Below are 26,862 nucleotides of genomic sequence, written 5' to 3' on the forward strand. Positions count from 1 at the left end.
AGGCCAGCCATGGCGGCATCGCCAAATTCGGGAGAATTTTCCATTATCGGCGGACTGATCGCGCGGGTGAAGCGCCTTGCCGGCCGCTCCGACGGATTGTCGGAACTGCGAAGCATAGGCGACCGCCAGGTCGACGAGCTCGCGCACGAGTTCGGGCTTTCCCGCACCGAGCTGTTCACGCTGTGCGCCAACAAGGCGAGCGGCGGCCTGCTGAAGCAGCGGCTCGCCGAATTCGGCCTCACCGAGGAATTGCTGGCGAACAAGCATCCGGAGGTATTGCAGGACCTGCAGCGGGTCTGCGGCACCTGCGCGACCACGTCGCGTTGCGCCGATGATTTCGCCGAGCACAGGGATTCCGGCCGCGACGAGTATTGTCCGAACACCGGCACCCTCTATGCGTTGAAACAGGAGGGCTTGGGAAGCAAGGAAGACTTGGGCCGCAAGGAAGACTTGGGCCGCAACAACGACTCGTGCTGCTGCGGTTCCTGCGGCGCCTGATCTCTTCGACCAAGGTCTAAGACCGCGAATGCCGGCCAGCGAAGCTGCTGCCGGCATTTGTTTTTTTGGCAGCAGCACTCTCTTTTCCACTGTGCCCGGAACAGTGCGCAAATGCTGCTTGACTTGATCTTGGTCAATCTCGCACTCGCGAAAGCGTGATCTGTGGCAGCGGGCCACTCACGAAAGTATCCGAGAATGACACAATCCTCTAACGCAAAATGGATGACGCAGGGCGAAGCAGGGCTTGGAGCGCTTTCGGCCGTGTCCGCCTTTGTTTTTGTGTTCGTCGCCGCCAAGGCAGCCGACGGCGCCTTTGCTTTCCACGCCGCGCTCTTTGCCGTCTTCAGTCTCTGGGCCTGCTTTGCGATCTTCAATCGCTATTTCTCGCGGGCGGCGGCGCTGCCGCCGCAGGAGATCAACGGTCGGCCGAACTACAATTTCGGTCCGATCAAATTCTCCGCGGCCATCGCCATGTTCTGGGGTATTGCCGGCTTCCTCGTCGGATTGATCATCGCCCTGCAGTTGGCGTTTCCGGTTCTCAATTTTGACCTGCCGTGGATCAGCTTCGGCCGGCTGCGGCCGCTGCACACCTCCGCGGTCATCTTCGCTTTCGGCGGTAACGTGTTGATCGCAAGTTCGTTCTACGTGGTGCAAAAGAGCTGCCGCGTCCGGCTCGCCGGCGACCTCGCGCCCTGGTTCGTCGTGCTCGGTTACAACTTCTTCATCCTGATCGCCGGCACCGGCTATCTGCTCGGCGTCACGCAGGGCAAGGAATATGCCGAGCCGGAATGGTATGCCGATCTCTGGCTCACCGTCGTCTGGGTCGTCTACCTCCTCGTGTTCCTGATCACGGTGATCAAGCGAAAAGAACCGCACATCTTCGTCGCCAACTGGTTCTTCCTCGCCTTCATCGTCACCATCGCGGTGCTGCATCTCGGCAACAATCCGGGCCTGCCGGTGTCGTTGCTGGGCTCGAAGTCCTACATCGCCTGGGGTGGCGTGCAGGATGCGATGTTCCAGTGGTGGTACGGCCACAACGCTGTCGGCTTCTTCCTGACCGCCGGCTTCCTGGCCATCATGTACTATTTCGTGCCCAAGCGTGCGGACCGGCCGATCTATTCCTATCGTCTGTCGATCATCCACTTCTGGGCGCTGATCTTCCTCTACATCTGGGCCGGGCCGCATCATCTGCACTATACGGCGCTGCCGGATTGGGCGCAGACGCTCGGCATGACCTTCTCGATCATGCTGTGGATGCCTTCCTGGGGCGGAATGATCAACGGCCTGCTGACGCTGTCGGGCGCCTGGGACAAGCTGCGCACGGACCCTGTGCTGCGCATGCTGGTGGTGTCCGTCGCCTTCTATGGCATGTCGACCTTCGAAGGCCCGATGATGTCGATCAAGGTGGTGAACTCGCTTTCCCACTACACTGACTGGACCATCGGCCACGTGCATTCCGGCGCGCTCGGCTGGGTCGGTTTCGTGTCCTTCGGAGCGCTGTACTGCCTCGTGCCCTGGCTGTGGAACAAGAAGCAGCTGTACAGCCTGAAGCTCGTCAACTGGCACTTCTGGATCTCGACGCTCGGCATCGTGCTCTACATCTCCGCGATGTGGGTGTCCGGGATCATGCAGGGCCTGATGTGGCGTGCCTACACCGCGCTCGGCTTCCTCGAATATTCCTTCATCGAGACCGTCGAGGCGATGCATCCCTTCTACGTGACCCGTGCCCTGGGCGGTGCGCTGTTCCTGATCGGCTCGCTGATCATGGCTTACAATCTATGGATGACTGTGCGCGTGGGCGAAGAAGAAGTCGCATCGCCGGTCGCCCTGCAGCCGGCGGAGTGAGGAAAGAGAAATGTCATTCTGGACAAGACATCAAGTCTTTGAGAAAAACTCGATCATCCTGGTCGTCGGCATTCTCGTGATGATTGCCTTCGGCGGCCTGGTCGAGATCACCCCGCTGTTCTACCTCAAGAGCACCATCGAGAAGGTGGACGGCATGCGGCCGTACACGCCGCTGGAACTGGCCGGACGCAACATCTACGTCCGCGAAGGCTGCTATCTCTGTCATTCGCAGATGGTGCGGCCGCTGCGCGACGAGGTGGAGCGCTACGGGCACTACTCGCTCGCAGCGGAGAGCATGTACGACCATCCGTTCCAGTGGGGCTCCAAGCGCACCGGGCCGGATCTGGCCCGGGTCGGCGGCAAATATTCCGACGAATGGCACGTCACGCATCTGAAGAATCCGCGTGCCATCGTGCCGCAGTCGATCATGCCCGGCTATCCGTTCCTGGCGAAGACCGAGCTGGATGCCGAGGCGGTTGCCGCTCACCTGCGCACCAGCCGCACGGTCGGCGTGCCCTACAGCGACGACCAGATCGCCAACGCCGCCGCCGATCTCAAGGCGCAGGCCGATCCGGACAACGCCGGTGCCGATGCTTTTGCGAAACGCTACCCGAAGGCGGTGGTGCGCAATTTCGACAACAACGGCGGCAACCCGACCGAGATGGACGCGCTGGTCGCATATCTGCAGATGCTCGGCACGCTCGTCGACTTCAAACTCTACAACGAAAAAGCCAACTTGCGCTGAAGGCAGTCAGATGAAAGCACTCCTAACCGCTTCGAATCCGGTGTCGGAATTCGTGACATCGCTCTGGACGCCGCTCTTCGTCGGAATTTTCATCGCCATTGTGCTTTATGCGCTCTGGCCGCGGAACAAGGCGACCTTCGACGCCGCGTCGAAAATGCCTTTGCGTGAGGACTGATCAACCATGACCGATCACAGCGAAATCGACAAAGTCACCGGCACATCCACCACCGGACATGAATGGGACGGCATCAAGGAGCTCAACACGCCGCTTCCACGGTGGTGGGTCTGGACCTTCTATGCCACCATCTTCTGGTCCATCGGCTACTGGATCGTCTATCCGGCCTGGCCGCTGGTCAGCAGCTACACTACCGGCATGTTCAACTACTCATCGCGTGCTGACGTTGCCGTCGAGCTCGCCAACCTCGCGAAGATCCGGGGCGAGAAGATGGTGAAGCTCGCGGCAACGCCGCTTGCCGAGATCGAAAAGGATCCGGCGATGCTGGCGCTGGCACGCGCGAGCGGCAAGGCGGCGTTCGGCGACAATTGCGCTCCCTGTCACGGCACCGGCGGCGCCGGCGCCAAGGGTTATCCCAACCTCAACGACGACGAATGGATCTGGGGCGGCAAGCCCGATCAGATCGAAAAGACGATCCAGTTCGGCGCGCGGTCGGGGCATGCCAAGGCGCATGAGGGCGCCATGCTCGCCTTCGGCAAGGATGGCGTGCTGAAGCCGGCCGAGATCGTCACGGTCGCCAACTATGTCAGGTCATTGTCCGGTCTTTCGACCGGCGCCGGCTATGACGCGGCGGCAGGCAAGAAGCTCTTTGCCGACAACTGCGCCTCCTGTCACGGCGACGCCGGCAAGGGTAACCAGGAGATGGGCGCGCCCAACCTGACCGACAAGATCTGGCTGTACGGATCGGACGAGGCGAGCCTCGTCGAGACCATCACCAACGGCCGTGCCGGTGTGATGCCGGCCTGGGTCGGCCGGCTCGACCCGGCAACCATCAGGGCCTTGGCAGTCTACGTGCATTCACTGGGCGGCGGTCAGTAACCGCCGCTTCCCTTGAGATGCATCAAGTCTCGCGGGGGCGCGCGGACATATATTTCCCTTCGCCCCCACGAGATCGGCCGGTTTGATGAGCAATACCAGCGTTCAGGACGATATAGACCTCGATTACGGGCCGCTCTATGCGGCGCGCAAGAAAGTGTTCCCCCAAAAGGTCTCCGGAACCTTCCGCCGCATCAAATGGGGCCTGATGGGGTTCTGTCTGGGTGTCTACTACTTCCTGCCCTTCGTGCGTTGGAACAGGGGCCTCGGTGCACCCGATCAGGCGGTGCTGATCGACTTCCCGAACAAGCGCTTCTATTTCTTCTTCATCGAGATCTGGCCGCAGGAACTCTATTACTTCACCGGCCTCCTGGTCATCGCCGCTCTCGTGCTGTTCCTGCTCAATTCGATCGGCGGGCGTATCTGGTGCGGCTATCTCTGCCCGCAAACCGTCTGGACCGATCTGTTCTACGCCGTGGAGCGGCTGATCGAGGGCGATCGCCGCGAGCGCATGAAGAAAGACGCCGCGGGCTGGAACCTCGAGCGCGTCTCGGAGACGGTCCTGAAACATTCGATCTGGCTGATGATCGCCTGGTGGACCGGCGGCGCCTGGGTGCTCTATTTCGCCGACGCGCCGACGCTGGTGTGGCAACTCCTCACTTTCCGGGCGCCGATGCTCGCCTACATCTGGATCGGCATCCTGACCGCCTCGACCTATGTGCTTGCCGGCTGGATGCGCGAGCAGGTCTGCGTCTACATGTGCCCGTGGCCGCGTATCCAGGCGGCGCTGACCGACGAATGGGCGCTCAACGTCACCTATCGCTACGACCGCGGCGAGAAGCGCACCTCGGTGAAGAAGGCGAAGGAACTGCGCGCCAGGGGTGAGCCGGTCGGCGATTGCGTCGACTGCTATCAATGCGTTGCGGTCTGCCCGACCGGCATTGACATCCGCAACGGGTCGCAGCTCGACTGCATCCAGTGCGGCCTGTGCATCGATGCCTGCGACACGGTCATGACCAAGATCGGCCGGCCGACGCGGCTGATCGGTTATGACAGCGACATCAACATCAAGCGCCGCACCGAAGGAAAACCGGAGATCTACCGTGTGGTCCGGCCGCGTACCGTGATCTACTGCGGCCTGATCGCCGTCGTCGGCGCCATCATGCTCTATGCAATGCTGACGCGCTCGCTGCTCGACGTCAACGTGCTGCATGACCGCAACCCCGTTGCGGTGAAGCTGAGCGACGGCTCGATCCGCAATGCCTATACCATGCGCCTCCTCAACAAGCGCGGCTTCGACCGTGTCATCGCCATCGACATCGACGGTCCCGTCAATGCGACTGTCCACGTCGTCGGCGTCGACTCGGTGACGCAGGACCGGCCGATGATCGTGCTCGGCCGCGACCAGACCACAGAGCTGCGCGTGCTGGTCACCGCACCCGCCGAGAACAACACCGAGAAGTCGGTACCGGTGCGGTTCCGGATCACCGACATCGGTCTCGGCGAGACTGCGGTCACGACAGACAATTTTGTGACGCCTTGAGAAGCGGGCAGGAGTTTCCGATGCGCAACCCACCCAGTACACCGCGGCCGCTGACGGGACGAAGGGTCCTGTTCTATCTCGTCGCCTTCTTCGCCCTCGTCATCGGCGTCAACCTGGTGATGATGAAACTGGCCATCGACACGTTGCCGGGGACGGAAGTCGACAGCGCCTATCGCGCCAGCCTCGCCTATGCGGGCGAGATATCGGCGGCGCGAGACCAGAACCGGCGCAACTGGAAGGTCGATGCCCATGTCGAGCGCCGGGCCGACGGCGCAGCCACGGTGCGACTCGATGCGCGCGACGCCAACGGCGCGCCGCTGTCCGGGTTGAAATTCTCCGGACGGCTGGAGCGGCCGACCGACAAGCGGATCGACCGCGCGGTCGAACTCGCCGAATCCGGCATTGGCGTCTATCGCGGCAACGCAACCGACGTGCTGCCGGGGCAATGGGATCTCGTGATCGAGGGCGAGGCGAGGGGCGCGCGGCTGTTCCTGTCGCGCAACCGCGTCATTCTCAATTAGTGGAAGTTAAGATGGCACTGACTCGCGACTATTCCCACTATGTGAAGGAACTGGACACCGGCATCGCCCATCTCGACCTCGCGGTCGAGGGCGTCAGCTGCGCCGGCTGCATGGCCAAGATCGAACGCGGCCTCTCCGCCATTCCCGAGGTTACCCGCGCGCGGGTAAACCTGACCGATCGCCGGCTGGCGGTGGAATGGAAGAAGGGGGCGGTCGACCCGGCGGCCCTGATCGACCGGCTCGCCGAGCTCGGCTACAAGGCCTATCCGTTCGAGCCGGTGCGCGCCGAGATCGTCGAAGCCGAGCAGTCGCGCTTCCTGCTGCGCTGCCTGGGCGTCGCCGCATTCGCCGCCATGAACGTGATGATGCTGTCGATCCCGGTGTGGTCGGGCAACGTCTCCGATATGCTGCCCGAGCAGCGTGATTTCTTCCACTGGATGTCGGCGCTGATCGTGCTGCCGGCGGCGGCCTATGCCGGCCAGCCGTTCTTCCTGTCGGCCTGGCGCGCGCTTCGGGCCGGCGGGGTCAACATGGACGTGCCGATCACGATCGGCGTCATCCTTGCGCTCGCCATGAGCGTGGTAGAGACCATTCATCACGCCGAGCACGCCTATTTCGATGCCGCGGTGATGCTGCTCACCTTCCTGCTGGCGGGGCGCTATCTCGACCAGAACATGCGGCGGCGGACCCGCGCGGTGGCCGGCAATCTCGCCGCGCTGAAAGCGGAGACCGCGGCCAAATTCGTCGGCCCCGACGAGATCAGCGAAGTGCCGGCGGCGAGCATCCGCGCCGGCGACATCGTGCTGCTGCGGCCGGGCGAGCGCTCGGCCGTCGACGGCGAAGTGATCGAGGGCCGCTCCGAGATCGACCAGAGCCTGATCACGGGCGAGACGCGGCATGTCGCCGCGGAGAAGGGCACGCCGGTTTATGCCGGCACGATGAACGTTTCGGGCGCGCTGCGGGTCAAGGTCGCGGCTGCGGCCGAGGGCACGCTGCTTGCCGAGATCACGCGGCTGCTGGAAAACGCGCTGCAGGCGCGATCGCGCTACGTGCAGCTCGCCGACCGCGCCTCGCGGCTCTATGCGCCGGTGGTGCATGTCACCGCGGCGCTGACCATGCTCGGCTGGGTCGCGTGGGGCGCGAGCTGGCACGACGCCATCGTCACGGCGATTGCCGTGCTGATCATTACCTGTCCCTGTGCGCTGGGACTGGCGATCCCCGCGGTGCAGACGGTGGTGGCGGGCGCCATGTTCCGCGCCGGCGTGCTGATCAATTCGGGTGATGCGATCGAGCGCGTGTCCGACGTCGATACCGTCGTGTTCGACAAGACGGGGACGCTGACGCTGCCGGATCTCGACGTCGTCAATGCGCAAAACATCCCCTCTGACGTGTTCAGCCTCGCCGGCCGCCTCGCGCTTGCAAGCCATCACCCCGTCGCCGCGGCCGTGGCGCGCGCCGCGCAGGCGAGGGCGCCGCTTTCCGGCGCGCAGGAGGAGCCCGGCAAGGGCGTGCGCGCGATGATCGATGGCGTCGAGGTCCGCCTTGGCAGTCCCTCGTTCTGCGATGCCGATGGCCTCGCCAATGAAATCCTGAGCCGCGACCCCGAAGTCTCGGTTGTGGCGTTCCGCCGCGGCACGCAATGCCACGTCTTCGCGGTGCGTCAGCAATTGCGTCCGGATGCGGTCGCCACGATTGCAGCGTTGAAGCAGCGCGGCATCGTGGTGGAGCTGCTTTCCGGCGACCGCGAGCCCGCGGTCCAGCACGCCGCGAACGCGCTCGGTGTCGGCATCTGGCGTGCCGGCGTCACGCCGGCAGAAAAGATCGCGCGAATCGAGGAGCTGAAGCGGCAGGGCCGCAAGGTGATGATGGTCGGCGACGGCATGAACGACGCGCCGTCGCTGGCAGCCGCCAGCGTGTCGATGTCTCCGGTCAGCGCCACGCATCTCAGCCAGGCCACCGCCGACCTCGTCTTCCTCGGCAGGGAACTGTCCCCCGTGGTCGCGGCCATCGACTATTCCCGCAAGGCCGTATACCTCATGAAGCAGAACATCTGGCTCGCCGTCGGCTATAATGCGCTTGCGGTGCCGGTGGCGATCGTGGGCCTGGCGACGCCGCTGATCGCGGCAGCCGCCATGTCCGGCTCGTCGGTGCTGGTCATGCTGAACGCGCTACGCGCCCGCCACGCCGGGCAGGAGGTGCGCTGATGGAGGTATTGGTCTATCTGGTGCCGCTGGCGCTCGGACTGGGCGCATTGGGGCTTGCGGGCTTTCTCTGGTCGCTCAAGAGCGGCCAGTACGACGATCTCGACGGTGCCGCCTGGCGCGCCATCGCCGATGACGATCCGCCGCAGGCGGCGCCCAAAAAAAAGCTGGGAAGCCCGTGATTTATTTCGGCCGCCGGTAACCTTGACGGCGGCCGGCGCTGGAATTGCGGGGGTTGCTTCCTAGATAATGAGGGTTCCCTTTTTCGTTGTTCAGGAGGCCGCGCATGGCCCCGAAACGCGTTCTTGCTGCAATCGCCTCCTCCGCCCTGCTGGCGCTGGGCTCCCCTGCGCTCGCGAACGAATATCGCGCCGGCGAGTTGCTCAGTCTCGACCTGTCGAAGGCGGTGCTGTCGCCGAAGCGCATTGGGCCGCCTGCCGAGTTCGCGCCGGTGCCGGTACAGGCCCGCACCGATCCGAAGCAGGTCGCCGCGGAACCGCAGGCTGAGCGTCAGCCTATGGTACGAACGAGCAAAATGACCCAGCCGTCGGTGGCGAAACCGCGCGGCGCCGCACGCACCAGGCTGGCCCGCCGCCACGGCAATCCGCTGGACGCCCAGGCCATGGACACGCGTATCCAGACATGGCCCTGCAAGTCCGGCGGCATCTGCAACTGGAAGCGCTGATCTCCTCGCGCGCCAGGAGTCATCTCCCCGTCGCAAAAGCTTCGGCGGGGAGTCAAGAAACCTTCGACCGGCAGTCAAGATGAACGGGCACCTTCCGTCGCGATTCGACGGAGGTGTACCGGATGGCGAATGCGATTCGCAGCGCGAGGCAGGGGCCGCTGACGCGGCGGCAGTTCCTCGCTCGATCCGCTTCGACGATGGCCGTTGCGGGCATCGGTACGATTGCAAAACCCTATCTAAGCCGCGCCGCCGATCGCCCGCTGATTGCGGACGGAATCCAGTCAGGCGATGTCGAGGCTGGCTCCGCCGTGATCTGGGCGCGCGCCGACCGGCCGTCGCGCATGCGGGTCGAATGCTCGACGATGGAAAGCTTTGCCAGCATCGTTCGCGCCGCCTCCATCGACGCGCTCCCCGGGCGCGACCTCACCGCAAAGCTCCTGATCGATGGCCTGCCGGCGGGGCAGGAGATATTTTATCGGGTGCGCTTCGAAGGTTTCGAGGCCGGCCATGCCGGCGCGACGCAGACCGGGCGCTTCCGCACCGCGCCATCGGAACGGCGCTCGGTCTCTTTCCTCTGGTCCGGCGATACTGCGGGGCAGGGCTGGGGCATCGATCCCGCACGCGGTGGCATGCGCACCTACCGGACCATGCTGCAGAACCGGCCGGACTTCTTCATCCATTGCGGCGACCACATCTATGCGGATTGTCCGATCGAGCGCGAGCTGAAGCTGCCGAACGGCGGGACCTGGCGCAATCTGGTGACGGAAGAGAAATCGGTCGTCGCGCACAGCCTCGAGCAGTTCCGCGGCAACTACAAGTACAATCTGCTGGACGAGAATTTCCGCGCTTTTCATGCGCAAGTGCCGATGCTGGCGCAATGGGACGACCATGAGGTGACCAACGACTGGTCGCCGCTCGGTACCTCGGACGCAACCGGTTATGCCGAGGATGGCAGCTCGCTGATGGTGGCGTGCGCCCGCCGCGCCTTTCACGAATTCATGCCGATCCGCAGCATCCCGGCTCGGGACGGCCGCATCTATCGCAAGATCGCTTACGGCCCGCTGCTCGACGTCTTCCTGATCGACATGCGCAGCTATCGCGACTCCTCGGGCAACAGCGGTGACGATCGCGACACCAGCATCTTCGGCGCTACACAGCTCGCCTGGCTGAAGCGCGAGCTGGTCGCTTCGGATGCGACCTGGAAGGTAATAGCGGCCGATATGCCGATCGGGCTTTTCAGCGAGGATGCGATCGCGCTCGGCGACGGGCCGCCGGAACGGCGCGAGCACGAGATCGCCGACTTGCTGTCCTTCATCAAGCGCGCTGGCCTGCGCAACATCGTCTGGCTCACCGCCGACATGCATTACACCGCCGCGCACCATTACGATCCCGGCCGCGCCGTATTCCAGGATTTCGAGCCGTTCTGGGAATTCGTCTCCGGTCCCCTGCATGCCGGCACCTGGGCACCGGGCAAGCTCGACAACACCTTCGGGCCGAAGGCGATATACCAGAAGGGCTGCGACGGCGAGAATCTCGCGCCCTGTTTCGGGATGCAGTTCTTCGGCCGTGTCGATATCGACGGCGGGAGCGGCGTCATGACGGTGACGCTGAAGGACGTCGACGACACCAGCCTGTGGTCGGTCGACATTGTGCCGCAACCCGACGCGCGGCCGGGACTATTGGTCGCGCAGCACATCTGAGCCTCGGGTCGGCGGCCTATTGGTAGAATGACGCAATAAAATAGCCGCCGACGACCAGCAGCAGGGATAGCGCGATCGCCACGCCAAGCACGCCGAGGCTGATCGCGAGCAATCCATTGGTGTCCAGCCATCTTTTTAGCGCATCGCCCGGCTTGGCCATGGTTCCCTAACTCGATCTTGATTTGCGCCAGCCGCTTCCGGCAGGCTATCGCTGTTACCCCGTCTCATTCCGCCTATCAACCAGCCCCTTTGTCTACTGTTACCGGCCGCCCCTCGGGCGGTCCAAAAGCCGTTTGGAGCACCCATGCAGACCATCAAGACCCAGGGCATTGCCATGCCAAAACTCGGGCTCGGCACTTTCCGCATGCAGGGCGATACCTGCCGCGCGGCGGTAGAAAGCGCCCTTGCGCTCGGCTACCGCCACATCGACACCGCGGAGATGTACGGCAATGAGGAGCCGATTGGCGCGGCGATCGCGGCCTCCGGCCTGCCGCGCGGCGAACTGCACGTGACGACCAAGGTCTGGGTCGACAATCTGGCGCCGGACGCCATCCGCCGGGCGTTCGACGCATCCATGAGAAAGCTGCGGCTCGATCGGATCGATCTCTATCTCGTGCACTGGCCTTCGCGCGACATGAATCTGCCGGCCGTTCTGGAGACGCTGATGGAGCTGAAGGAGGAGGGACGCACGCGCGCCATCGGCGTCGCCAATTTCACCACGGCGCTGCTGAAGGTCGCGGTCGAACAGGTGCGGGCGCCGATCGCCTGCAACCAGGTCGAATATCACGTGATGCTGGATCAATCGAAGCTGCGGAAATATCTCGCCGCGCACGACATCCCGCTGGTCGCCTACTGCCCGCTGGCACAGGGTCGCGCGGCCTCCGAGGAGCGGCTGGCGAAGATCGGCCGCAAGCACAATGCAAGCGCTGCGCAAGTCGCGCTGAAATGGCTGCTCGACCAGGACGGCGTCGCCGCGATTCCGAAGGCCTCTCGCGCCGAGAGCCAGAAAGCCAATCTCGACGCGCTGAAGGTCGTGCTCGACGACGACGACCGCAAGGCCATCGCCGCGCTGCCGAAAGACAGGCGCTGCGTGAATCCTGGTTTTGGGCCGGATTGGGACTAGGGATGACGGAATAGAAAATGGCTCCTCACTAGAGGAGCCATTTTCCTGTGTCGGCCGTCAGTAGCGGTGATAGCGCTTCTTGATGACCACGACGCGGTCGCCATGGCGGTGATGGTGGCGCCAGCCGCGATGCAAGCCATGGTCATGGTGCATCCGCGCATGTGCGCCGTACCAGCCGTGATGATGACCATGGCCGCGCTTGATGACGATGGTCTGGGCGCTGGCGATCGACGGCACCGCCACTGCCATCGCGCCGAGAGCAGCCAGCACAAAAGCAAACTTCTTCATGATGTCCTCCTCACATGATGAGGATGAAACGACCGATACAAAGGAACGTTCCGCTGGAACCGGAGGAGTTTCCTGAACCGCTGTTCACACGGTTCGTGCTTGAGCAATGGACAATCACGAGCTCTTTTCTCACAGCGGCCGAGGGCGCGCCGATGCTGTTGCAGAATGCCCCCCTCGAAATGGGCGTGCGCCCATCTCGTTGCGGCTTGCGCAAGACGGTCGAGCGGCGCATCATCGCGGCATAACAAAATTCATTCTGGGGGAGCGCTGCCATGACGGAATTGTCTCGCCGTAATTTCCTCACCCTGAGCGGTTCTGTCGCCGCTGCCGCGCTCTCCGGACGCGCCGAAGCCGCGATGGGGCCGAACGACAAGTTCGATCTCGTCATCAAGGGCGGCGACGTGCTCGATCCCAGCCAGTCGCTGCGGGGCAAGCGCGACATCGGCATCCGCTGGGGCACGATCGAAGCGGTCGAGAACGACATTCCGGCGGCGCGCGCTGCGAAAACCATCGACGCCACGGGCAAGCTGGTGACCCCCGGCCTGATCGACCTGCACGCGCATGTCTTTCCCTACGGCTCGGCGATCGGCATTCCCGCCGACGAACTCGCCCAGTTCCAGTGCACGACGACGCTGATTTCTGCAGGTGACGCCGGGGTCAACAACATCGCGGCGCTGCGCCGCTACATCGTCGCGCAGTCGCGGGCGCGCATCTACGCCTTCATCCACATCGCCAATAACGGCCTGTCGGGCTTCCCGGTCGCCGAGCTCTACAACATCGATTATGCGCAAGTTGAAGCCTGCGCGATGGCGCTGGCCGAGAACCCGGACTTCCTGCTCGGCGTCAAGGTGCGGATGTCGGAGAACGTGATTGCCAAGCACGGGCTCGAGCCGCTCAAGCGCGGCATCAAGGCCTGCGAGACGTGCGGCTGGCCGGCCAAGATGATGGTGCATATCGGCGGCGTCGAGACGAAGGAGCTGATGTCGCAGATTCTCGACCTGATGCGGCCGGGCGACGTGCTGACCCATGCCTATTCCGGGTTCCCCAACATGGCCGGGGTCTTCACCAACATCGTTCAGGACGGCAAGCTCATTCCTGCGGCGCTCGCCGCCAAGCAGCGCGGGGTGCTGTTCGACGTCGGCCATGGCGGCGGCAGCTTTGACTTCACGGTGGCGGAAGTCGCGATCCCCGGCGGCTGCACGCCGGATACCATCTCCTCCGACATCCACGTCTTCTCCGGCAATTCGCCCGGCATGCCCTACCTGCCGAACGTGATGAGCAAGTTCATGGCGCTGGGCTCCTCGCTGGAGCAGGTGGTGGCGGCGGCAACCACGGCGCCCGCCAGGATCATCAACCGCGCGCCGAAGCTCGGCACGCTCCAGGCCGGCGCACCCGGCGACGTCGCGATCATGGAACTGGCGGAGGGGCCGGTGACCTTCGTCGACACCCGCAACAACAAGCGCGACGGCAAGCTGCTGCTCAAGCCGGTGCAGACGGTCGTGAACGGGGTACCGTTCGGCCGGCCCTACCAGGCGCCCTTCTCGGTGCGGTGACGGCCTGAATCCTCAACGCGAGGAGGCGCCAACGGGGCAGCGCAAGGCGCGGCCCAACGGCCGCCGTTCAGGATGAAGTCCCGGGTAAGGCCGTGGATTACCGCGGAAATCTCCCCAAGTTTGCGCTCGATCAATGTGGCGCCGCCGGTGTCCGGCGATCATGCGAAGCGTGGCACGGAACGAAGCACAATTCCGCGATGAATCGCCCCCGGACGAGCCGTCCGGGGTGATTTCGGCTGGTGGCACGGTTCTTTCCCTCTATGAAAGCGAGTTTTTGAGCCAGCTCGGCGAGCGGGTCCGCACCGCGCGGGCGCAGCGCGAAATGTCGCGCCGGGAGCTGGCCCGCCAGTCCGGCATCTCCGAACGCTACATCGCCCAGATCGAGGCCGGCCGGGGCAATGTCTCGATCGTGCTGCTGCTGCGGCTTGCCCAGGCTATCCGCTGCGAACCGTTCGCAGGCTGGGAAGGGAAATAGATGGGACAGCTTGTTCTCGCCGCCAAGGTCAGCCACGTCCCATCGCTAATGCTTTCGGAGGCCGAGGGCAGCCCGCTGAAGGCCGCTCGCGAGGGCGCCGTCAATGCGCTGCGCGAGCTCGGCCGCCGCGCCCGCGAGCGCGAGGTCTCCACCTTCGTGGTGTTCGACACCCATTGGCTGTCAAACTTCGGCTACCACATCAACGCCAATGCGCATCATCGCGGCGCCTTCACCAGCCACGAAGCGCCGCAGATGATCCAGGATCTGGGTTATGATCTGCCCGGCGATCCCCGGCTCGCCGAAGCGATCGCCGCGGAAGCCGCCAAGGGCGGGCTGAACGTGCTCGCCCACAAGGTGGCGAGCCTCGGGCTCGAATACGGCACCATCGTCCCCATGCATTACATGAACGCCGACGGCCACGCCAAAGTTGTGTCGGTGGCTACGCCGCTCTTCACCTCGCCGGAGGAGAGCCGCATCCTGGGTGAGGCGGTACGGCGGGCGGTCGAAGCGTCCGGCGAGCGGGTGGCGCTCATCGCCAGCGGATCGCTGTCGCACCGGCTGTGGCCCAACAGGAAGCTTGGTCCGGAAGCCTGGACCTCGGTCGCCAGCGAATTCAACCGCCAGGTCGACCTGCGCGTGCTTGAGCTGTGGCAGCAGGGCCGCTACCGCGAATTCATCGACATGCTCCCGGACTACGCCACCAAGTGCAACGGCGAGGGCGGCATGGCCGACACCATCATGCTGTTCGCCGCCCTCGGCTGGTACGGCTACCAGGGCAGGGCGGAGCAGCTCTGCGACTATTTCCCGTCCAGCGGCAGCGGCCAGGTCAACGTCGAGTTTCACGTCGCGGCGTAATCGATCGGTCCGAGACTGCGTCCGCCCCTGTCGGGAAGCGGACATCGCGGCCCAAGTCAGGCGATCCGCTTGGATGACGGATCGCGCGCGATCTTGGCTGCGACGAAATACGATAACGGCATCGCCACGACAAAACCGGCCAGAGCCGCGAGCGGTATTGCCCTCATGGAGTCTGAAGCGATTCCCGCAGCCAGCACCGCTGTAACGGCCGTGCCTGCCACTGCTGTCCCGAGCATCACCCAGATGAGGATCGCGATCTTGAGCATGGGCATCTCCAATATCCTGCACCGGCTACCCGGCCGGTGAGATATGAAATCTGCTCCATCCCTCCGATCGTGTCTTGATCTTGCGCAATCGGAGCTGGCGTTGAGTCAAGCGACTGCTGCCAATCGGTCTCATGCGCAAGATTACGTCTTCCGGAGCTGCCCGGACACAAGCCACGCGGCTAGACCTGCGCGCGCTTCTCCACATTGGCGCTGCGGGCCGGCACGCCGAATTCCTTGCGGCAGACGTCGGCGAGCACGGCCACGCCCTCGCGGATCTCTTCATGCGAGGGGCTGGCGAAGCAGAGCCGCAGACGGCAGCCCGCATAGGGTTTGTCGACCGACCATTCCGGTCCGGGATTGATGGCGACGCCTGCGGCGAGCGCGGCCTGATACAGCTTTAGCGTATCGACATTGTCGGGCAGCTTCACCCACAGGAAGATGCCGCCCTTCGGCTCTTCGAATTCGGCCGCGGTGCCGAACTGCTCGCCGAGCGCGTCCATCAGGGTGTCGAGCTTGGCGCGCAGGCCGCGCGTCAGCTTCGGCACATGGTTTTCGAAATGCGGAGCGCAATATTCGGCCAGCACCATCTGCTCCAGCGCGCCGGATCCCGCGTCGGTCTTCAGCGCCAGCATGCGCGACATCATCTCCCAGGGTGCGACGATGAAGCCGATGCGGAGGGCAGGAGCGATCGACTTCGAGAACGAGCCGACATGGATGACGTTGTTGCTCTTGCTCATGGCGTAGATCGCGGGCGGCCGTTTGCCGTCCCAGGTCAGGTCGGCATAGCAGTCGTCCTCGAAGATGGGCACGCCATACTGCTGCGACAGGCGCAGCATCTCCGCGCGGCGCTCCTCGGGCATGATGGTGGCGGTCGGGTTCTGCACCGTGGGGATGGTGTAGATGTATTTCGGCGTGATGCCCTTGCTCTTGAGATCGGCAAGCGTGTTCGCCAGCGCATCCATGCGCATGCCCTGGTCGTCGAGGGGAATGCCGATCGCCTTGACGCCGAGCCGCGTCAGGCGGTTGATCGCGCCCTGGTAGGTCTCCTTCTCGATCAGCACGGTGTCGCCGCGCGCCAGCAGCGTGTTGTTGACGAGATCGAGCGCCTGCAGCGATCCGGAGACGATCAGGAGGTCGTCCGCCGTGCAGACGATGCCGGCATCGCGCTTCAGCTTCCTGACCAGGAATTCGCGCAGGGCGCGATAGCCCTGCGGCCCGCTGGCGAGGCCGTAGGTCGCGAGCGACTTTCCCTCGCGCCTGAGCACCGCATTGACCGCCTCGATCAGCCCCTCCACCGGCACGCCGTCGGGGTCGTTGTTGCCGCCGACGAAGCTGTATTTGGCAAGGCCCGTCCACCGCGCCGCGGGCGCCGGCAGCCCGGCCGGCAGCAGCGGGGCATAGTCGAATTGGGCTGAAGTCATGGACATCGTCTCCCGTTCGTTTTCTTGTTGAGGAAGCAGGTTGCTTTCGCTTCCCTTGGTTCTTGTCAGTTCTTGCCGACCAGCCGGATCGGCCGCCCCTGGCTGATGAAGGCATAGTGTCCGGCGCCGACGCCGCCGACCATCAGGGCTTCGATGACGGGCTCGGCGATCTCGCCGGCCGCGGCCCAGTCGACCACGAAGTTGGCGCCGGTCCCGCCGCGCACGTCCGACGTCGGGATAAAGACCTCGATGGTGGAGAACGGCTTCAGCGCAATCGGCGACTTGAGGTAGCTTTCCACCATCTTGCCCGCTGTGTCGAAATAGGCGATCCGCTTCAGCACCAGCGGCCGTGTTTCGGAAGCGTTGTGCACGCTCAGCGTGACGGAAAAATCCGCCCGCAGCTTGCCCTGGGCCATCGAGACGCTGGAATAGACGGGGACGTAGAATGCGCCGGAAACGGCGAGAGGCTCGGCGGGAACGGCAGTCAGGGACGAGGCGAAATTCTGCTCGATGCCGCCGCCCTGGCTGCTTCCCTGGGCGTGGCTAGCGGAAATCTGCAACAGCAGCATGCAGGCCAGAAGCCCCGAAAAAACGGCCTTGATCGGGGTGTGACAGATTGCTTGTTTAAGCCTGCAACGCCTGTCACTAGGTTGCGGCGGAAGGTACATTTGATTCATGCACGAACTCATTGGCGATATCACTTTTAGCATCCTGTTTGCCTGGGGGCTTGGGCTTTTGGCCCATTTTTCCCGCCAGCCGCTGATCCTCGCCTACCTCGTTGCCGGCTTTTTCATTGGGCCATTCGGCATGGGATGGGTCAAGTCCCAGGAATCGATCAGCGTCATCTCCGAGCTCGGCCTGATCTTCATGCTGTTCATGATCGGGCTGGAGATCGACCTGAAGAAGATCATCCGCGCCGGCCCGGTCATCCTGTTTGCCGCCGGCGGTCAGCTGCTCGGCGGCTGCCTGCTCGGTGTCCTCTTCTTCATGGCCATCGGCCTTTCGCTCGGGGGCGGCGCCTTCGATGCGCTCTATCTGACGGTGGCCTGCGCGCTCTCGAGCACGGTCATCATCGTCAAGGTGCTCTACGAGAAGCGTGAGCTGGATACCCTGCCGGGCCGTATCACGCTGGGCATCCTGGTGCTGCAGGACATCTTCGCCATCCTGTTCCTGGCGGTGCAGCCCTCGCTCGCCAACCTGCAGGTCTCGGTGATCCTGCTTTCGATCGCCCGGGTCGGCGCACTGGTTGCGACCGCGCTGATCCTGAGCCGCTATGTGCTGCCAAGACTGTTCCACCAGATCGCGCGGCGGCCCGAACTGCTCATGCTCGGCGCGCTGGCCTGGTGCTTCCTGATCGGCGAGGTCGCGGAAAAGCTGCATCTGTCGCGCGAGATGGGCTCGCTGGTGGCGGGCGTTTCGCTGTCGACCTTCCCCTATGCGCTCGACGTGACGGCGAAAGTGACGACGCTGCGTGACTTCTTCATCACGCTGTTCTTTGTCGCCCTCGGCATGACCATCCCAATTCCGAACGGATCGGTGATCGTGCTGGCTCTGATCATCGCCGCCTTCACGGTGGCAAGCCGCGTCGTGACCACCTTCACGCCGCTCTATCTGATGAAGCAGGGCCTGCGCGCCAGCCTCTTGCCGGCCATCAACCTCGCGCAAATCTCGGAATTCTCGCTGGTGGTGATCCAGACCGGCATCACCGCCGGCCACATCAAGACCGAGACTGCGCACGCGGTCTCCTTTGCTTTCGTGGTGCTGGCGGTGGTTTCGACCTTCGTCATGGCGCGCAGCGGAGGGATCACCAAGGGCCTGATCGGGCCGTTGAAGAAGGTTGGCCTGCGCGATCTCGACCACGTCCATCACGCCGAGGGCCACGAGGGCGGCCATGGCGAGACCAACCGCATCGTCATCCTCGGCTTCTTCCGGGCTGCAAGCGCCCTGCTCAGCCAGATCGAACAACAGAACGAGTCGCTGCTGGAGCAGATCACGGTGATCGATTTCAATCCGAACGTGTTTCGCATCCTGAACGAGCGCGGCGTGCACGTAATCTATGGCGACATCTCCAACGTCGATACGTTGGTGCATGCCGGCATCGGCAAGGCCGAGATCATCATCCTCAGTGTGCCGGATTCGCTTCTGGTCGGCGCCAACAATGAAAAGCTGGTCCGCCACGTCCGCGCTCTCAACCCCACCGCCAGGATCGTTGCGACCGCCGACCTGCTCTCCAACGTTAATGACCTCTATGCCGCCGGCGCCGACTACGTCACCGTCACCCGCCTGACCGACGCCACCGAGCTGTTTTCCGTGATCGAGGCGGCCGACGCGGGCCTGCTGGAGGACAAGCGCGCGGAGATGGATGCCCGGCTTGCCGAGCGCAAGGAGGTTTTGCCGTAGAGCGGAACGCTCGCTCCAGCCGCCGGCGGCTCTTTCATCCCGTCATGGCGACCCCACATAAAATATCGTTCTTCAGGCCCCCGCGGGCGGCATGCCGCCCTGCGTAATGTTGCTGGCGCGGGCCCGAGAGTCCGGGTAATCCATCCCGGCACAAGAAGCGGGTTTTGAGGAAATGGCCGATACGATCCAGGAAGTCTTGCAAGCCTTTGCCAAGGGCGAGCTTGTCGTCGTCACCGATGACGACGACCGCGAAGGTGAGGGCGATCTGATCGTCGCGGCCTCGCTCTGTACTGCCGAGAAGATGGCCTTCATCATCCGCCATACCTCAGGCATCGTCTGCGCGCCGATTACCACCGACGACGCGCGCCGTCTGCGGCTCGACCCGATGGTGGCGCACAACGATTCCAGTCACACCACCGCCTTTACGGTCTCGATCGACTACAAGCCCGATGGCGGCACCGGCATTTCCGCCGACGAGCGCGCCTCCTGCTGCCGGGCGCTTGCCAATCCCAATGTCGGCGCCAGCGACTTCGCCCGGCCCGGCCACATCTTTCCGCTGATCGCGCGCGACGGCGGCGTGCTCCTGCGCTCCGGCCATACCGAGGCTGCGGTTGATCTCTGCCGGCTCAGCGGTTTGCCGCCGGTCGGCGTCATCAGCGAGTTGATGAACGACGACGGCACCGTTATGAAGGGCGAGCAGGTGGTACGCTTCGCCGCCGCCCACAAGCTCAGGCACGTCACGATCGCTGACATGATCGCCTATCGCCAGGCGCGCGAGAAGCTGATCGAGCGCGTCTCGACCTTCCTCACCGAAAGCCCGATCGGAACGCTGCAGGGCTACGCCTATCGTTCGCCCTTCGACGAGATCGCGCACGCCGCCTTCGTCTACAACGGCGTCGGCGACGGCAAGAACGTGCTGACCCGCCTGCACAAGCCCAACATCGTGAAGGACCTGTTCACGGGCCAGGAGCGCATGCGGCTGGTGCTCGATCATTTCCAGCGTGCCGGCCGCGGCGTGCTGGTATATCTGCGCGACGGTGCAGCCGGCGTTCCGGTCGAGCCGGTCGGCGAGCAGAAGACGGCGGAAGCCGACCGCAACAGGCAGTGGCGCGAGGTCGGCGTCGGCGCGCAGATCCTGCGCGATCTCGGCATCACCTCGATCCGCAACCTCACCTCGTCGGTGCACGACTACAAGGGCCTGTCGGGTTTCGGCATCGAGATCGTCGGCAACGAGCGCCTTGAAGGTTGACGAAGTCAATTCCGGGGCGATGTGAAGCATCGAGCCCGGAACCTCGAGATTCCGGGTCTGGTGCTTACGCACCATCCCGGAATGACGTGGTCCCAATTGCGCTCGTGTCGTTAGCGCTTTAGTTTGTAGGAAATTGAGATATGCGAAAGGAACTCCCATGAGCGTGCGCCCCCAGACCAAGGACAAGCCGGCCGCGGCTGCGTTCCAGTGGGATGATCCGTTCCTGCTCGACGACCAGCTGACCGAAGACGAGCGGCTGATCCGCGACACCGCGCGGGCCTACGCGCAGGACAAGCTCGCGCCGCGCGTCGTCAAGGCCTACCTGGAAGAGAAGACCGACCGCGAAATCTTCAACGAGATGGGCGAACTCGGCCTGATCGGCGTGACGCTGCCGGAGGAATATGGCTGCGCCAATGCGAGCTACGTGGCCTATGGCCTCGTCGCGCGCGAGATCGAGCGCGTCGATTCCGGCTATCGCTCGATGAACTCGGTGCAGTCCTCGCTGGTGATGTATCCGATCTATGCCTATGGCGACGAAACCCAGCGCAAGAAATACCTGCCGAAGCTCGCGACCGGCGAGTGGGTCGGCTGCTTCGGCCTGACCGAGCCCGACGCCGGTTCCGATCCCGGCGGCATGAAGACCCGCGTCGAGAAGGTGTCGGACGGCTACAGGCTCAACGGCAGCAAGATGTGGATATCCAATGCGCCGATCGCCGACGTCTTCGTGGTCTGGGCCAAGTCGGCCGCGCATGACAACCAGATCCGCGGCTTCATCCTCGAAAAGGGCATGAAGGGCCTGTCCGCGCCGAAGGTCGGCGGCAAGCTCAGCTTGCGCGCGTCCATCACCGGCGAGATCGTGATGGACAACGTCGTGGTGCCCGAGAGCGCGCTGCTGCCCAACGTGTCCGGCCTGAAAGGGCCGTTCGGCTGCCTCAACCGCGCCCGCTACGGCATTTCCTGGGGCGCGATGGGCGCCGCCGAGGACTGCATGCATCGCGCCCGGCAATACACGCTGGACCGCAAGCAGTTCGGCCGGCCGCTGGCGGCGACCCAGCTGGTGCAGAAGAAGCTCGCCGACATGGAGACCGAGATCGCGCTCGGGCTTCAGGGCAGCTTGCGCGTCGGCCGGTTGATGGATGAGGGCAAGATGGCGCCGGAGATGATCTCCATCGTCAAGCGCAACAATTGCGGCAAGGCGCTCGACATCGCCCGCATGGCGCGCGACATGCACGGCGGCAACGGCATCCAGATCGAGTATCACGTGATGCGCCACGCCGCGAATCTGGAAACCGTCAACACCTATGAAGGCACCCACGACGTCCACGCCTTGATCCTCGGCCGCGCGATCACCGGCATCCAGGCGTTTTCGTAAACTACTTGCTCGTCATTCCGACAACGTAGGATGGATAGAGCGCAGCGAAACCCATCTTCTCGCTGCATGCGTTGCATGATGGGTTTCGCTTCGCTCTACCCATCCTGCGAGACCGCAATATAGGTACTCATGGCCGACAACGACGACATTCCCTTCAACCGCGACTTTCCCCTGAAGCCCGGCGCAGTGGAGGAGGCTCGCCCCGGCGTGCGCCGCATCCTCTGCAACAATCCGAGCCCGTTCACGTTCACCGGCACGGTCAGTTACATCGTGGGCAAGGGCAATGTCGCGATCATCGATCCCGGTCCGGATGACGAGGCGCATGCGAAAGCGTTGCTTGAGGCCGTGCGCGGCGAGACGGTGACGCATATCCTGGTGACGCATACCCATCGTGACCACTCGCCGAACACCGCTCGGATCAAGGCAGCCACCGGAGGTACCGTGTATGCCGAAGGCCCGCACCGCGCCTCGCGGCCGCGTTTCGAGAGCGAGAAGCACAATCCGGAATCCGGCGCCGACCGCGATTTCAAGCCTGATATCGCGGTGAAGGACGGCAATGTCATCGAGGGCAAAGGCTGGCGGCTCGAAGCCGTCGCCACGCCCGGCCACACCGCCAATCATCTCGCCTTTGCCTGGCCGGAGCGAAAGATCAGCTTCGTCGGCGACCATGTGATGGGCTGGTCGACCTCGATCGTGGCGCCGCCGGACGGTTCGATGATCGACTACATGGCTTCGCTCGATGTGCTGGCGCGGCGCGACGAGGATTTGTATTTCTCCGGCCACGGCCCGGAAATTCCGGAAGGCCCGCGCTATGTGCGCTACCTCGAACGGCACCGCCGCGCCCGCGAGGCCTCGATCCTGCATCGCCTTTCCAAGGGCGAGGCCGACATCCCCACCATGGTGCGCGCGATCTATATCGGCATCGACCCGCGCCTTACCAATGCGGCCGGCTATTCGGTGCTGGCCCATCTGGAGGACCTGGTCACCCGCGGCGTAGTCGCGACCGACGGCGATCCCGTGATCGGCGGCACGTACAGGATGGCCTCTTGAAACGGGGCCGTCATTCCGGGGCGATGCGAAGCATCGAACCCGGAATTTCGAACCGTACTCCGTTGTTTCGAGGTCCCGGGTTCATCGCTTCGCGATGCCCCGGGACGACGCCAGAGCGTCACTTCTTCACGTTCTTCGCCTGGGTCTTCGGGGTCGGCGCCGGCGCCTTCTTGACCGGCTTCAACGCGGCGGCCTCGGCGGCCGTGTTGATGTCCTCGATCAGCTTCGACACGCGCGCAGCGTTGCTGCCGAGATCGCTTTCGAAATAGCGCGAGGAGGAGCGGATATCGATGCGGGAATCCTCGCCGTCGGGCGTGATGCGGATCGCCACGTCCTCCCGGAAACCCATCACCAGCGTGCGCGCTACCGCCTCGATGCGGCCGATATTGCGCGGCGGCTGCGGCTCGCGCGCCTCGATCACGATCCATTTGCGCTTCTGCACGATCGCCAGCGCGACCTCATAGGCGCGCTTCGTCGGCAACTCCAGGTCCACCGTTTCGATTTCCGGATAGGCGATGCGCTGCTGCTCGGCCGAATAGAGCCCGGCATAGACCGCCGAGTTGACGCCTTCGCCGGTGCGCAGCCGTGCCAGCGCCTCGAAGCGCGGCGGGTCGATCGGGTCGGTGGTGATGTCGTGGATCTTCGGCAGCTTGCGATATTGCAGGCCGAGATAGGCGGGATAGGCCAGCACCATCGCGTCGATTAAAAGCGCAAGCAGGACACGGCTCATGCCGCGCGAGCCGTTCTGCCAGATCGCTGCAAACGCGCCGAGACCGACCAGGATCGAGAGACCGGCGATGCCGAGTCCGCCGAAGAACGTCACCATCGCCGGCTTCATCTCGAGGAAGTCGGTGTGGACGATGATCATCGACACCAGCACGGTGATGACCGAGAAGACCGCCAGGTTGCGCGACCATGTCGCAAGTGCGGACACGGGTTCCGTCTGGTAGGGGGCGGAAAACCTGCGGGCCATCGGTCAACGTTCCATCGAGAATTGGGGCGCCGGGTCGAGTCGGGTGCGGACGGCCGGTGCGCCCCGAACTAGCGCATTTTGCGGCCGCGTGGAAAGCAGCTTGCGCCGGAAAATCGACCCAAATCGTGATGGGTGGCACATCATGCGGCGCGGCCGAACTGTCCGGCGAGAAAGTCGACGAAAGCCCTGATGCGGGGCGCGCGGTGACGGCCCGGGACGGTCAGCGCGTGGATCGGAAAGGATTCCGGCACATGGCAGTCCGCCAGCAGTGGAACGAGCGCGCCCTGCTGCACGGCGCGCTCGACCATGAAATCCGCCAGCCGCGCGATGCCGAGTCCGGCGACCGCCATATCGAGCAAGAGGTCGGCATTGTCACTGGTGAAGCTGCCTGAGACCGCCAGCCGGTTGATGCCTTCATGGGTGTGGAACGGCCATTGCGCCCATGCGGGCCCCGGCAACGTCAGGCAATTGTGCTGCAGCAGGTCGGCCGGCACGCGGGGCGCCCCCTGCTTTTCCAGATAGCGCGGGCTGGCGCAGATCACACGCGTCGCCTCGGCGAGCTTCCGCGCCACCAGCGTTGAATCACCGAGCGCGCCGGAGCGGATGGCGACGTCGACCTGCTCGGCGACCAGATCGATTTGCCGGTCCGAAACATGAAGCTCGACGGTGATGTCGGGATAGTGGGCGAGAAAGACGGGAAGCGCCGGGCCGAGAATCTGCTTGGCGACGGCGGTTCCGACGCTGATCCTGAGATGGCCGCGCGGCCGCTCGCTCGCCGCCGTCACCTCGGCTTCGGCGGCTTCGATGGATGTGAGGATTTCCCGGCTCCTGGCGACGAACAGCTCGCCTTCGGCAGTCAGCGCGAGCTTGCGGGTGGTCCTGGTCAGGAGCCGAACGCCGAGCCGATCTTCGATCCGCGTCACCAGCTTGGACAGGGCTGAGGGGGTGAGTCCCAGATCGAGCGCCGCAGCGGCGAAACTGCCGCGTTCGGCCACCCGGACAAAAGCGTTCATCTCAGCGGAGGCTGCGCTATTCATGAATTAGGTTCACGTATGAGCGGAAAAGTTGACCTATTATAGCACAGCATGAGGATAATATATCAAGCTCCTTCAAAGAAGGAGATTCGCCATGTTCCGCCAAGGCAGTCTGAACGGAGCCACATCGAGGGTGTTTTCCGGCGAAGACACGCTGCGCCATCCCGACGGCAGTATCGATTTCGATGCTTACAGGGAGAGGGCCCGCCGTGCGCGGACGGCGGCCATCAAGGCCTCGGGCACGGCAGTGTTGTCGCTGATCGCCGGTGTGTTCGCCGGCAAGCCTGTAGCGGCCGCCAGGCATCAGGCGACGTGATGCCGGACGATACGGGGCGCATCCGTTTGAATGCGCCCCGCCTCAAGCCTCAGGCCGCCGCGTTCGGGAAGCGGTAGGCCTTGAACTGGTCGCGCAGCGCCGTCTTGAGGATCTTGCCGGTCGCCGTATGCGGGATTCCTTCGACGAACACCACATCGTCTGGCATCCACCATTTGGCGATCTTGCCGTCCATGAATTTCAGGATGTCCTCGCGCGTGGCGGACTGGCCCTGCTTGAGCTGCACGATCAGCAGCGGACGCTCGTCCCATTTGGGATGGAAGACGCCGATCACGGCAGCTTCTGCGACGGCGGGGTGGCCGACCGCGAGGTTCTCCAGGTCGATCGAGGAAATCCACTCGCCGCCCGACTTGATCACGTCCTTGGAGCGGTCGGTGATCCGCATGTAGCCGTGCGGGTCGATGGTGGCGACGTCGCCGGTGTCGAAATAACCCTCGTCGTCGAGGATCTTGGTGTCGACCTTGAAATAGGCCTTTGCCACCGCGGGGCCTGCGACCTTGAGACGGCCGAAGGTCTTGCCGTCCCACGGCAGCTCCTTGCCGGCGTCGTCGGTGATCTTCATCTGCACGCCGTAGGGCGGGAAGCCCTGGGTCTGCAGCACGTCGAGCTGCGCATCGCCCTTCAAATCGGAGAAAGGCGGCTTCAGCGCAGCCAGCGTGCCGAGCGGGCTCATCTCGGTCATGCCCCAGGCGTGGCGCACGGTCACGCCCATGTCGACAAACGCCTTGATCATCGAGCGCGGCATCGCCGAGCCGCCGCAGACCACGAATTCGAGATGCGGCAGTTTCAGGTTGCCGGCAGCCATGTGGTTGAGCAGCATCAGCCACACCGTCGGCACGCCGGCGGTATGGGTGACCTTCTCGGTTTCCAGGAGCTCATAGACCGAGGCGCCGTCGAGCTTCATGCCGGGCATCACCAGCTTGGTGCCCATCGCGGGTGCCGAGAACGCGATGCCCCAGCTGTTGGCGTGGAACAGCGGCACCACCGGCAGCATGACGTCGCTCGAGGAGGTGCCGAGCGCATCCTTCGAATTCGCCATGAAGGAGTGAATGACATTGGAGCGGTGCGAGTAGAGCACGCCCTTGGGGTCGCCCGTGGTGCCCGAGGTGTAGCACATGGCGGCCGCGGTATTCTCGTCGAAGTCCTGCCACTCGAACTTGCCGTCGGCTTGCGCCAGCCATTCCTCGTAGGCGACCGCGTTCTTCAGCGTGGTCTGTGGCATGTGGGCCTTGTCGGTCAGCACCACATAGCGCTCGACGCTCGGCAACTGGCCGGCGATCTTTTCCAGCAGCGGCACGAAAGTGATGTCGGTCATCACCACGCGGTCTTCGGCGTGGTTGATGATCCAGGCGATCTGTTCGGGGAACAGGCGCGGGTTCACGGTATGGCAGATCGCGCCGATGCCCATGATGCCGTACCAGCATTCCAGATGGCGCGCCGTGTTCCAGGCGATGGTGGCGACGCGGTCGCCGAGCTTGATGCCGTCGCGCTGCAGCATCTGGGAAACCTTCAGCGCACGCTTGTGAATTTCGGCGTAGGTGGTGCGGACAATCGGGCCTTCGACCGAGCGGGTGACGACCTCCTGTGTTCCGTGATACCTGGCCGCGTGCTCGATAATCCGGTGGCACAACAACGGCCAATCTTGCATCAAACCACGCATCCGAACGTCCCTCCTGATAG

29 protein-coding genes are annotated in these 26,862 nt (G+C 64.1%); 21 read left to right on the forward strand and 8 right to left on the reverse strand.

Annotation, left to right across the window (positions count from 1 at the left end; translation table 11 throughout):
• Positions 1-9 precede the first annotated feature (9 nt).
• From HZB49_RS14220 to HZB49_RS14270, 11 genes are all read left to right on the forward strand, one after another.
• Positions 10-498: a hypothetical protein gene (locus tag HZB49_RS14220; protein WP_291612359.1), complete on the forward strand. Its 489-nt coding sequence runs from the start codon at positions 10-12 to the stop codon at positions 496-498.
• A 195-nt stretch (positions 499-693) separates the two neighbouring features.
• Positions 694-2,343 carry a cytochrome-c oxidase, cbb3-type subunit I gene (gene ccoN, locus HZB49_RS14225; RefSeq protein WP_291612361.1) on the forward strand — a complete coding sequence of 550 codons (1,650 nt, stop codon included), beginning with the start codon at positions 694-696 and terminating at the stop codon, positions 2,341-2,343.
• Positions 2,344-2,353: 10 nt separating this feature from the next.
• Positions 2,354-3,088: a cytochrome-c oxidase, cbb3-type subunit II gene (gene ccoO / locus HZB49_RS14230; protein ID WP_291612363.1), complete on the forward strand. Its 735-nt coding sequence runs from the start codon at positions 2,354-2,356 to the stop codon at positions 3,086-3,088.
• Positions 3,089-3,098: 10 nt separating this feature from the next.
• The gene (locus HZB49_RS14235) at positions 3,099-3,263 is read left to right on the forward strand and encodes a cbb3-type cytochrome c oxidase subunit 3 (RefSeq protein ID WP_291612365.1); all 165 of its coding nucleotides are present in this window, start codon (positions 3,099-3,101) and stop codon (positions 3,261-3,263) included.
• A 6-nt stretch (positions 3,264-3,269) separates the two neighbouring features.
• Positions 3,270-4,142 (forward strand): cytochrome-c oxidase, cbb3-type subunit III, encoded by an 873-nt coding sequence (ccoP, locus tag HZB49_RS14240; protein ID WP_291612367.1) that lies wholly within the window; start codon positions 3,270-3,272, stop codon positions 4,140-4,142.
• Between the two features lie 85 nt (positions 4,143-4,227).
• Entirely contained in the window at positions 4,228-5,682 is a 1,455-nt protein-coding gene (gene ccoG / locus HZB49_RS14245; protein WP_291612368.1) for a cytochrome c oxidase accessory protein CcoG, read from the forward strand.
• Between the two features lie 20 nt (positions 5,683-5,702).
• A complete protein-coding gene (locus HZB49_RS14250) occupies positions 5,703-6,203 on the forward strand; it encodes a FixH family protein (RefSeq protein WP_291612370.1) in 501 nt (166 codons plus the stop codon).
• A gap of 11 nt (positions 6,204-6,214) precedes the next feature.
• A complete protein-coding gene (locus tag HZB49_RS14255) occupies positions 6,215-8,407 on the forward strand; it encodes a heavy metal translocating P-type ATPase (protein ID WP_291612372.1) in 2,193 nt (730 codons plus the stop codon).
• Positions 8,407-8,586, forward strand: a complete 180-nt coding sequence (gene ccoS, locus HZB49_RS14260; protein ID WP_291612374.1) for a cbb3-type cytochrome oxidase assembly protein CcoS — start codon at positions 8,407-8,409, stop codon at positions 8,584-8,586. The genes HZB49_RS14255 and ccoS overlap by 1 nt, the downstream gene beginning before the upstream one ends.
• A 104-nt stretch (positions 8,587-8,690) precedes the next feature.
• Positions 8,691-9,089 (forward strand): hypothetical protein, encoded by a 399-nt coding sequence (locus HZB49_RS14265; protein ID WP_291612376.1) that lies wholly within the window; start codon positions 8,691-8,693, stop codon positions 9,087-9,089.
• 122 nt (positions 9,090-9,211) lie between these two features.
• Positions 9,212-10,789, forward strand: a complete 1,578-nt coding sequence (locus HZB49_RS14270; RefSeq protein WP_291612378.1) for an alkaline phosphatase D family protein — start codon at positions 9,212-9,214, stop codon at positions 10,787-10,789.
• Positions 10,790-10,805: 16 nt separating this feature from the next.
• On the opposite strand, the gene HZB49_RS14275 is transcribed toward HZB49_RS14270, so the two are convergent.
• Positions 10,806-10,949, reverse strand: a complete 144-nt coding sequence (locus HZB49_RS14275; RefSeq protein WP_291612380.1) for a hypothetical protein — start codon at positions 10,947-10,949, stop codon at positions 10,806-10,808.
• Between the two features lie 144 nt (positions 10,950-11,093).
• On the opposite strand from HZB49_RS14275, the gene HZB49_RS14280 reads away from it, so the two are divergent.
• Positions 11,094-11,912 carry an aldo/keto reductase gene (locus tag HZB49_RS14280; RefSeq protein ID WP_291612382.1) on the forward strand — a complete coding sequence of 273 codons (819 nt, stop codon included), beginning with the start codon at positions 11,094-11,096 and terminating at the stop codon, positions 11,910-11,912.
• Positions 11,913-11,969: 57 nt separating this feature from the next.
• On the opposite strand, the gene HZB49_RS14285 is transcribed toward HZB49_RS14280, so the two are convergent.
• On the reverse strand, positions 11,970-12,200 hold the full coding sequence (locus HZB49_RS14285) for a hypothetical protein (RefSeq protein ID WP_291612384.1): 231 nt from the start codon (positions 12,198-12,200) through the stop codon (positions 11,970-11,972).
• Positions 12,201-12,214: 14 nt separating this feature from the next.
• Between HZB49_RS14285 and HZB49_RS14290 the strand changes: the two genes are divergently transcribed.
• From HZB49_RS14290 to hpaD, 4 genes are all read left to right on the forward strand, one after another.
• Positions 12,215-12,445, forward strand: a complete 231-nt coding sequence (locus tag HZB49_RS14290) for a hypothetical protein (RefSeq protein ID WP_291612386.1) — start codon at positions 12,215-12,217, stop codon at positions 12,443-12,445.
• Between the two features lie 27 nt (positions 12,446-12,472).
• Complete coding sequence (locus HZB49_RS14295; RefSeq protein ID WP_291612388.1) at positions 12,473-13,753, forward strand: amidohydrolase/deacetylase family metallohydrolase; 1,281 nt, start codon at positions 12,473-12,475, stop codon at positions 13,751-13,753.
• 160 nt (positions 13,754-13,913) lie between these two features.
• The gene (locus HZB49_RS14300; RefSeq protein WP_291612389.1) at positions 13,914-14,228 is read left to right on the forward strand and encodes a helix-turn-helix domain-containing protein; all 315 of its coding nucleotides are present in this window, start codon (positions 13,914-13,916) and stop codon (positions 14,226-14,228) included.
• Positions 14,229-15,083, forward strand: coding sequence for a 3,4-dihydroxyphenylacetate 2,3-dioxygenase (hpaD, locus tag HZB49_RS14305; protein ID WP_291612391.1), 855 nt, complete (start codon positions 14,229-14,231; stop codon positions 15,081-15,083). It begins immediately after the preceding gene.
• Between the two features lie 56 nt (positions 15,084-15,139).
• Here hpaD and HZB49_RS14310 read toward each other — a convergent pair whose 3' ends face one another.
• The 3 genes from HZB49_RS14310 to HZB49_RS14320 form a co-directional block, all read right to left on the reverse strand.
• Entirely contained in the window at positions 15,140-15,349 is a 210-nt protein-coding gene (locus HZB49_RS14310; RefSeq protein ID WP_291612393.1) for a hypothetical protein, read from the reverse strand.
• A gap of 179 nt (positions 15,350-15,528) precedes the next feature.
• Positions 15,529-16,770 carry a PLP-dependent aminotransferase family protein gene (locus tag HZB49_RS14315; RefSeq protein ID WP_291612395.1) on the reverse strand — a complete coding sequence of 414 codons (1,242 nt, stop codon included), beginning with the start codon at positions 16,768-16,770 and terminating at the stop codon, positions 15,529-15,531.
• Between the two features lie 65 nt (positions 16,771-16,835).
• Positions 16,836-17,339 (reverse strand): DUF3124 domain-containing protein, encoded by a 504-nt coding sequence (locus HZB49_RS14320; RefSeq protein ID WP_291612397.1) that lies wholly within the window; start codon positions 17,337-17,339, stop codon positions 16,836-16,838.
• Between the two features lie 106 nt (positions 17,340-17,445).
• Here HZB49_RS14320 and HZB49_RS14325 point away from each other — a divergent pair, with 106 nt between their 5' ends.
• From HZB49_RS14325 to HZB49_RS14340, 4 genes are all read left to right on the forward strand, one after another.
• A complete protein-coding gene (locus HZB49_RS14325) occupies positions 17,446-19,170 on the forward strand; it encodes a cation:proton antiporter (RefSeq protein ID WP_291612399.1) in 1,725 nt (574 codons plus the stop codon).
• Between the two features lie 172 nt (positions 19,171-19,342).
• Positions 19,343-20,419 carry a 3,4-dihydroxy-2-butanone-4-phosphate synthase gene (gene ribB, locus HZB49_RS14330; protein WP_291612400.1) on the forward strand — a complete coding sequence of 359 codons (1,077 nt, stop codon included), beginning with the start codon at positions 19,343-19,345 and terminating at the stop codon, positions 20,417-20,419.
• Between the two features lie 157 nt (positions 20,420-20,576).
• Positions 20,577-21,791, forward strand: a complete 1,215-nt coding sequence (locus HZB49_RS14335; RefSeq protein WP_291612403.1) for an acyl-CoA dehydrogenase — start codon at positions 20,577-20,579, stop codon at positions 21,789-21,791.
• A 129-nt stretch (positions 21,792-21,920) separates the two neighbouring features.
• Complete coding sequence (locus HZB49_RS14340; RefSeq protein ID WP_291612404.1) at positions 21,921-22,841, forward strand: MBL fold metallo-hydrolase; 921 nt, start codon at positions 21,921-21,923, stop codon at positions 22,839-22,841.
• Between the two features lie 118 nt (positions 22,842-22,959).
• Here HZB49_RS14340 and HZB49_RS14345 read toward each other — a convergent pair whose 3' ends face one another.
• Together HZB49_RS14345 and HZB49_RS14350 are read right to left on the reverse strand one after the other, a co-directional pair.
• Positions 22,960-23,814 (reverse strand): DUF1499 domain-containing protein, encoded by an 855-nt coding sequence (locus HZB49_RS14345; protein ID WP_291612407.1) that lies wholly within the window; start codon positions 23,812-23,814, stop codon positions 22,960-22,962.
• Between the two features lie 140 nt (positions 23,815-23,954).
• On the reverse strand, positions 23,955-24,827 hold the full coding sequence (locus HZB49_RS14350) for a LysR family transcriptional regulator (protein WP_291612409.1): 873 nt from the start codon (positions 24,825-24,827) through the stop codon (positions 23,955-23,957).
• A 115-nt stretch (positions 24,828-24,942) separates the two neighbouring features.
• On the opposite strand from HZB49_RS14350, the gene HZB49_RS14355 reads away from it, so the two are divergent.
• Positions 24,943-25,164 (forward strand): hypothetical protein, encoded by a 222-nt coding sequence (locus HZB49_RS14355; protein ID WP_291612410.1) that lies wholly within the window; start codon positions 24,943-24,945, stop codon positions 25,162-25,164.
• 49 nt (positions 25,165-25,213) lie between these two features.
• Here HZB49_RS14355 and HZB49_RS14360 read toward each other — a convergent pair whose 3' ends face one another.
• On the reverse strand, positions 25,214-26,842 hold the full coding sequence (locus HZB49_RS14360; RefSeq protein ID WP_291612412.1) for a fatty-acid--CoA ligase: 1,629 nt from the start codon (positions 26,840-26,842) through the stop codon (positions 25,214-25,216).
• Positions 26,843-26,862: the final 20 nt, after the last annotated feature.

Origin of the sequence: Bradyrhizobium sp., from assembly GCF_016219575.1 — a bacterium.
Taxonomy (GTDB): Bacteria; Pseudomonadota; Alphaproteobacteria; order Rhizobiales; family Xanthobacteraceae; genus Bradyrhizobium.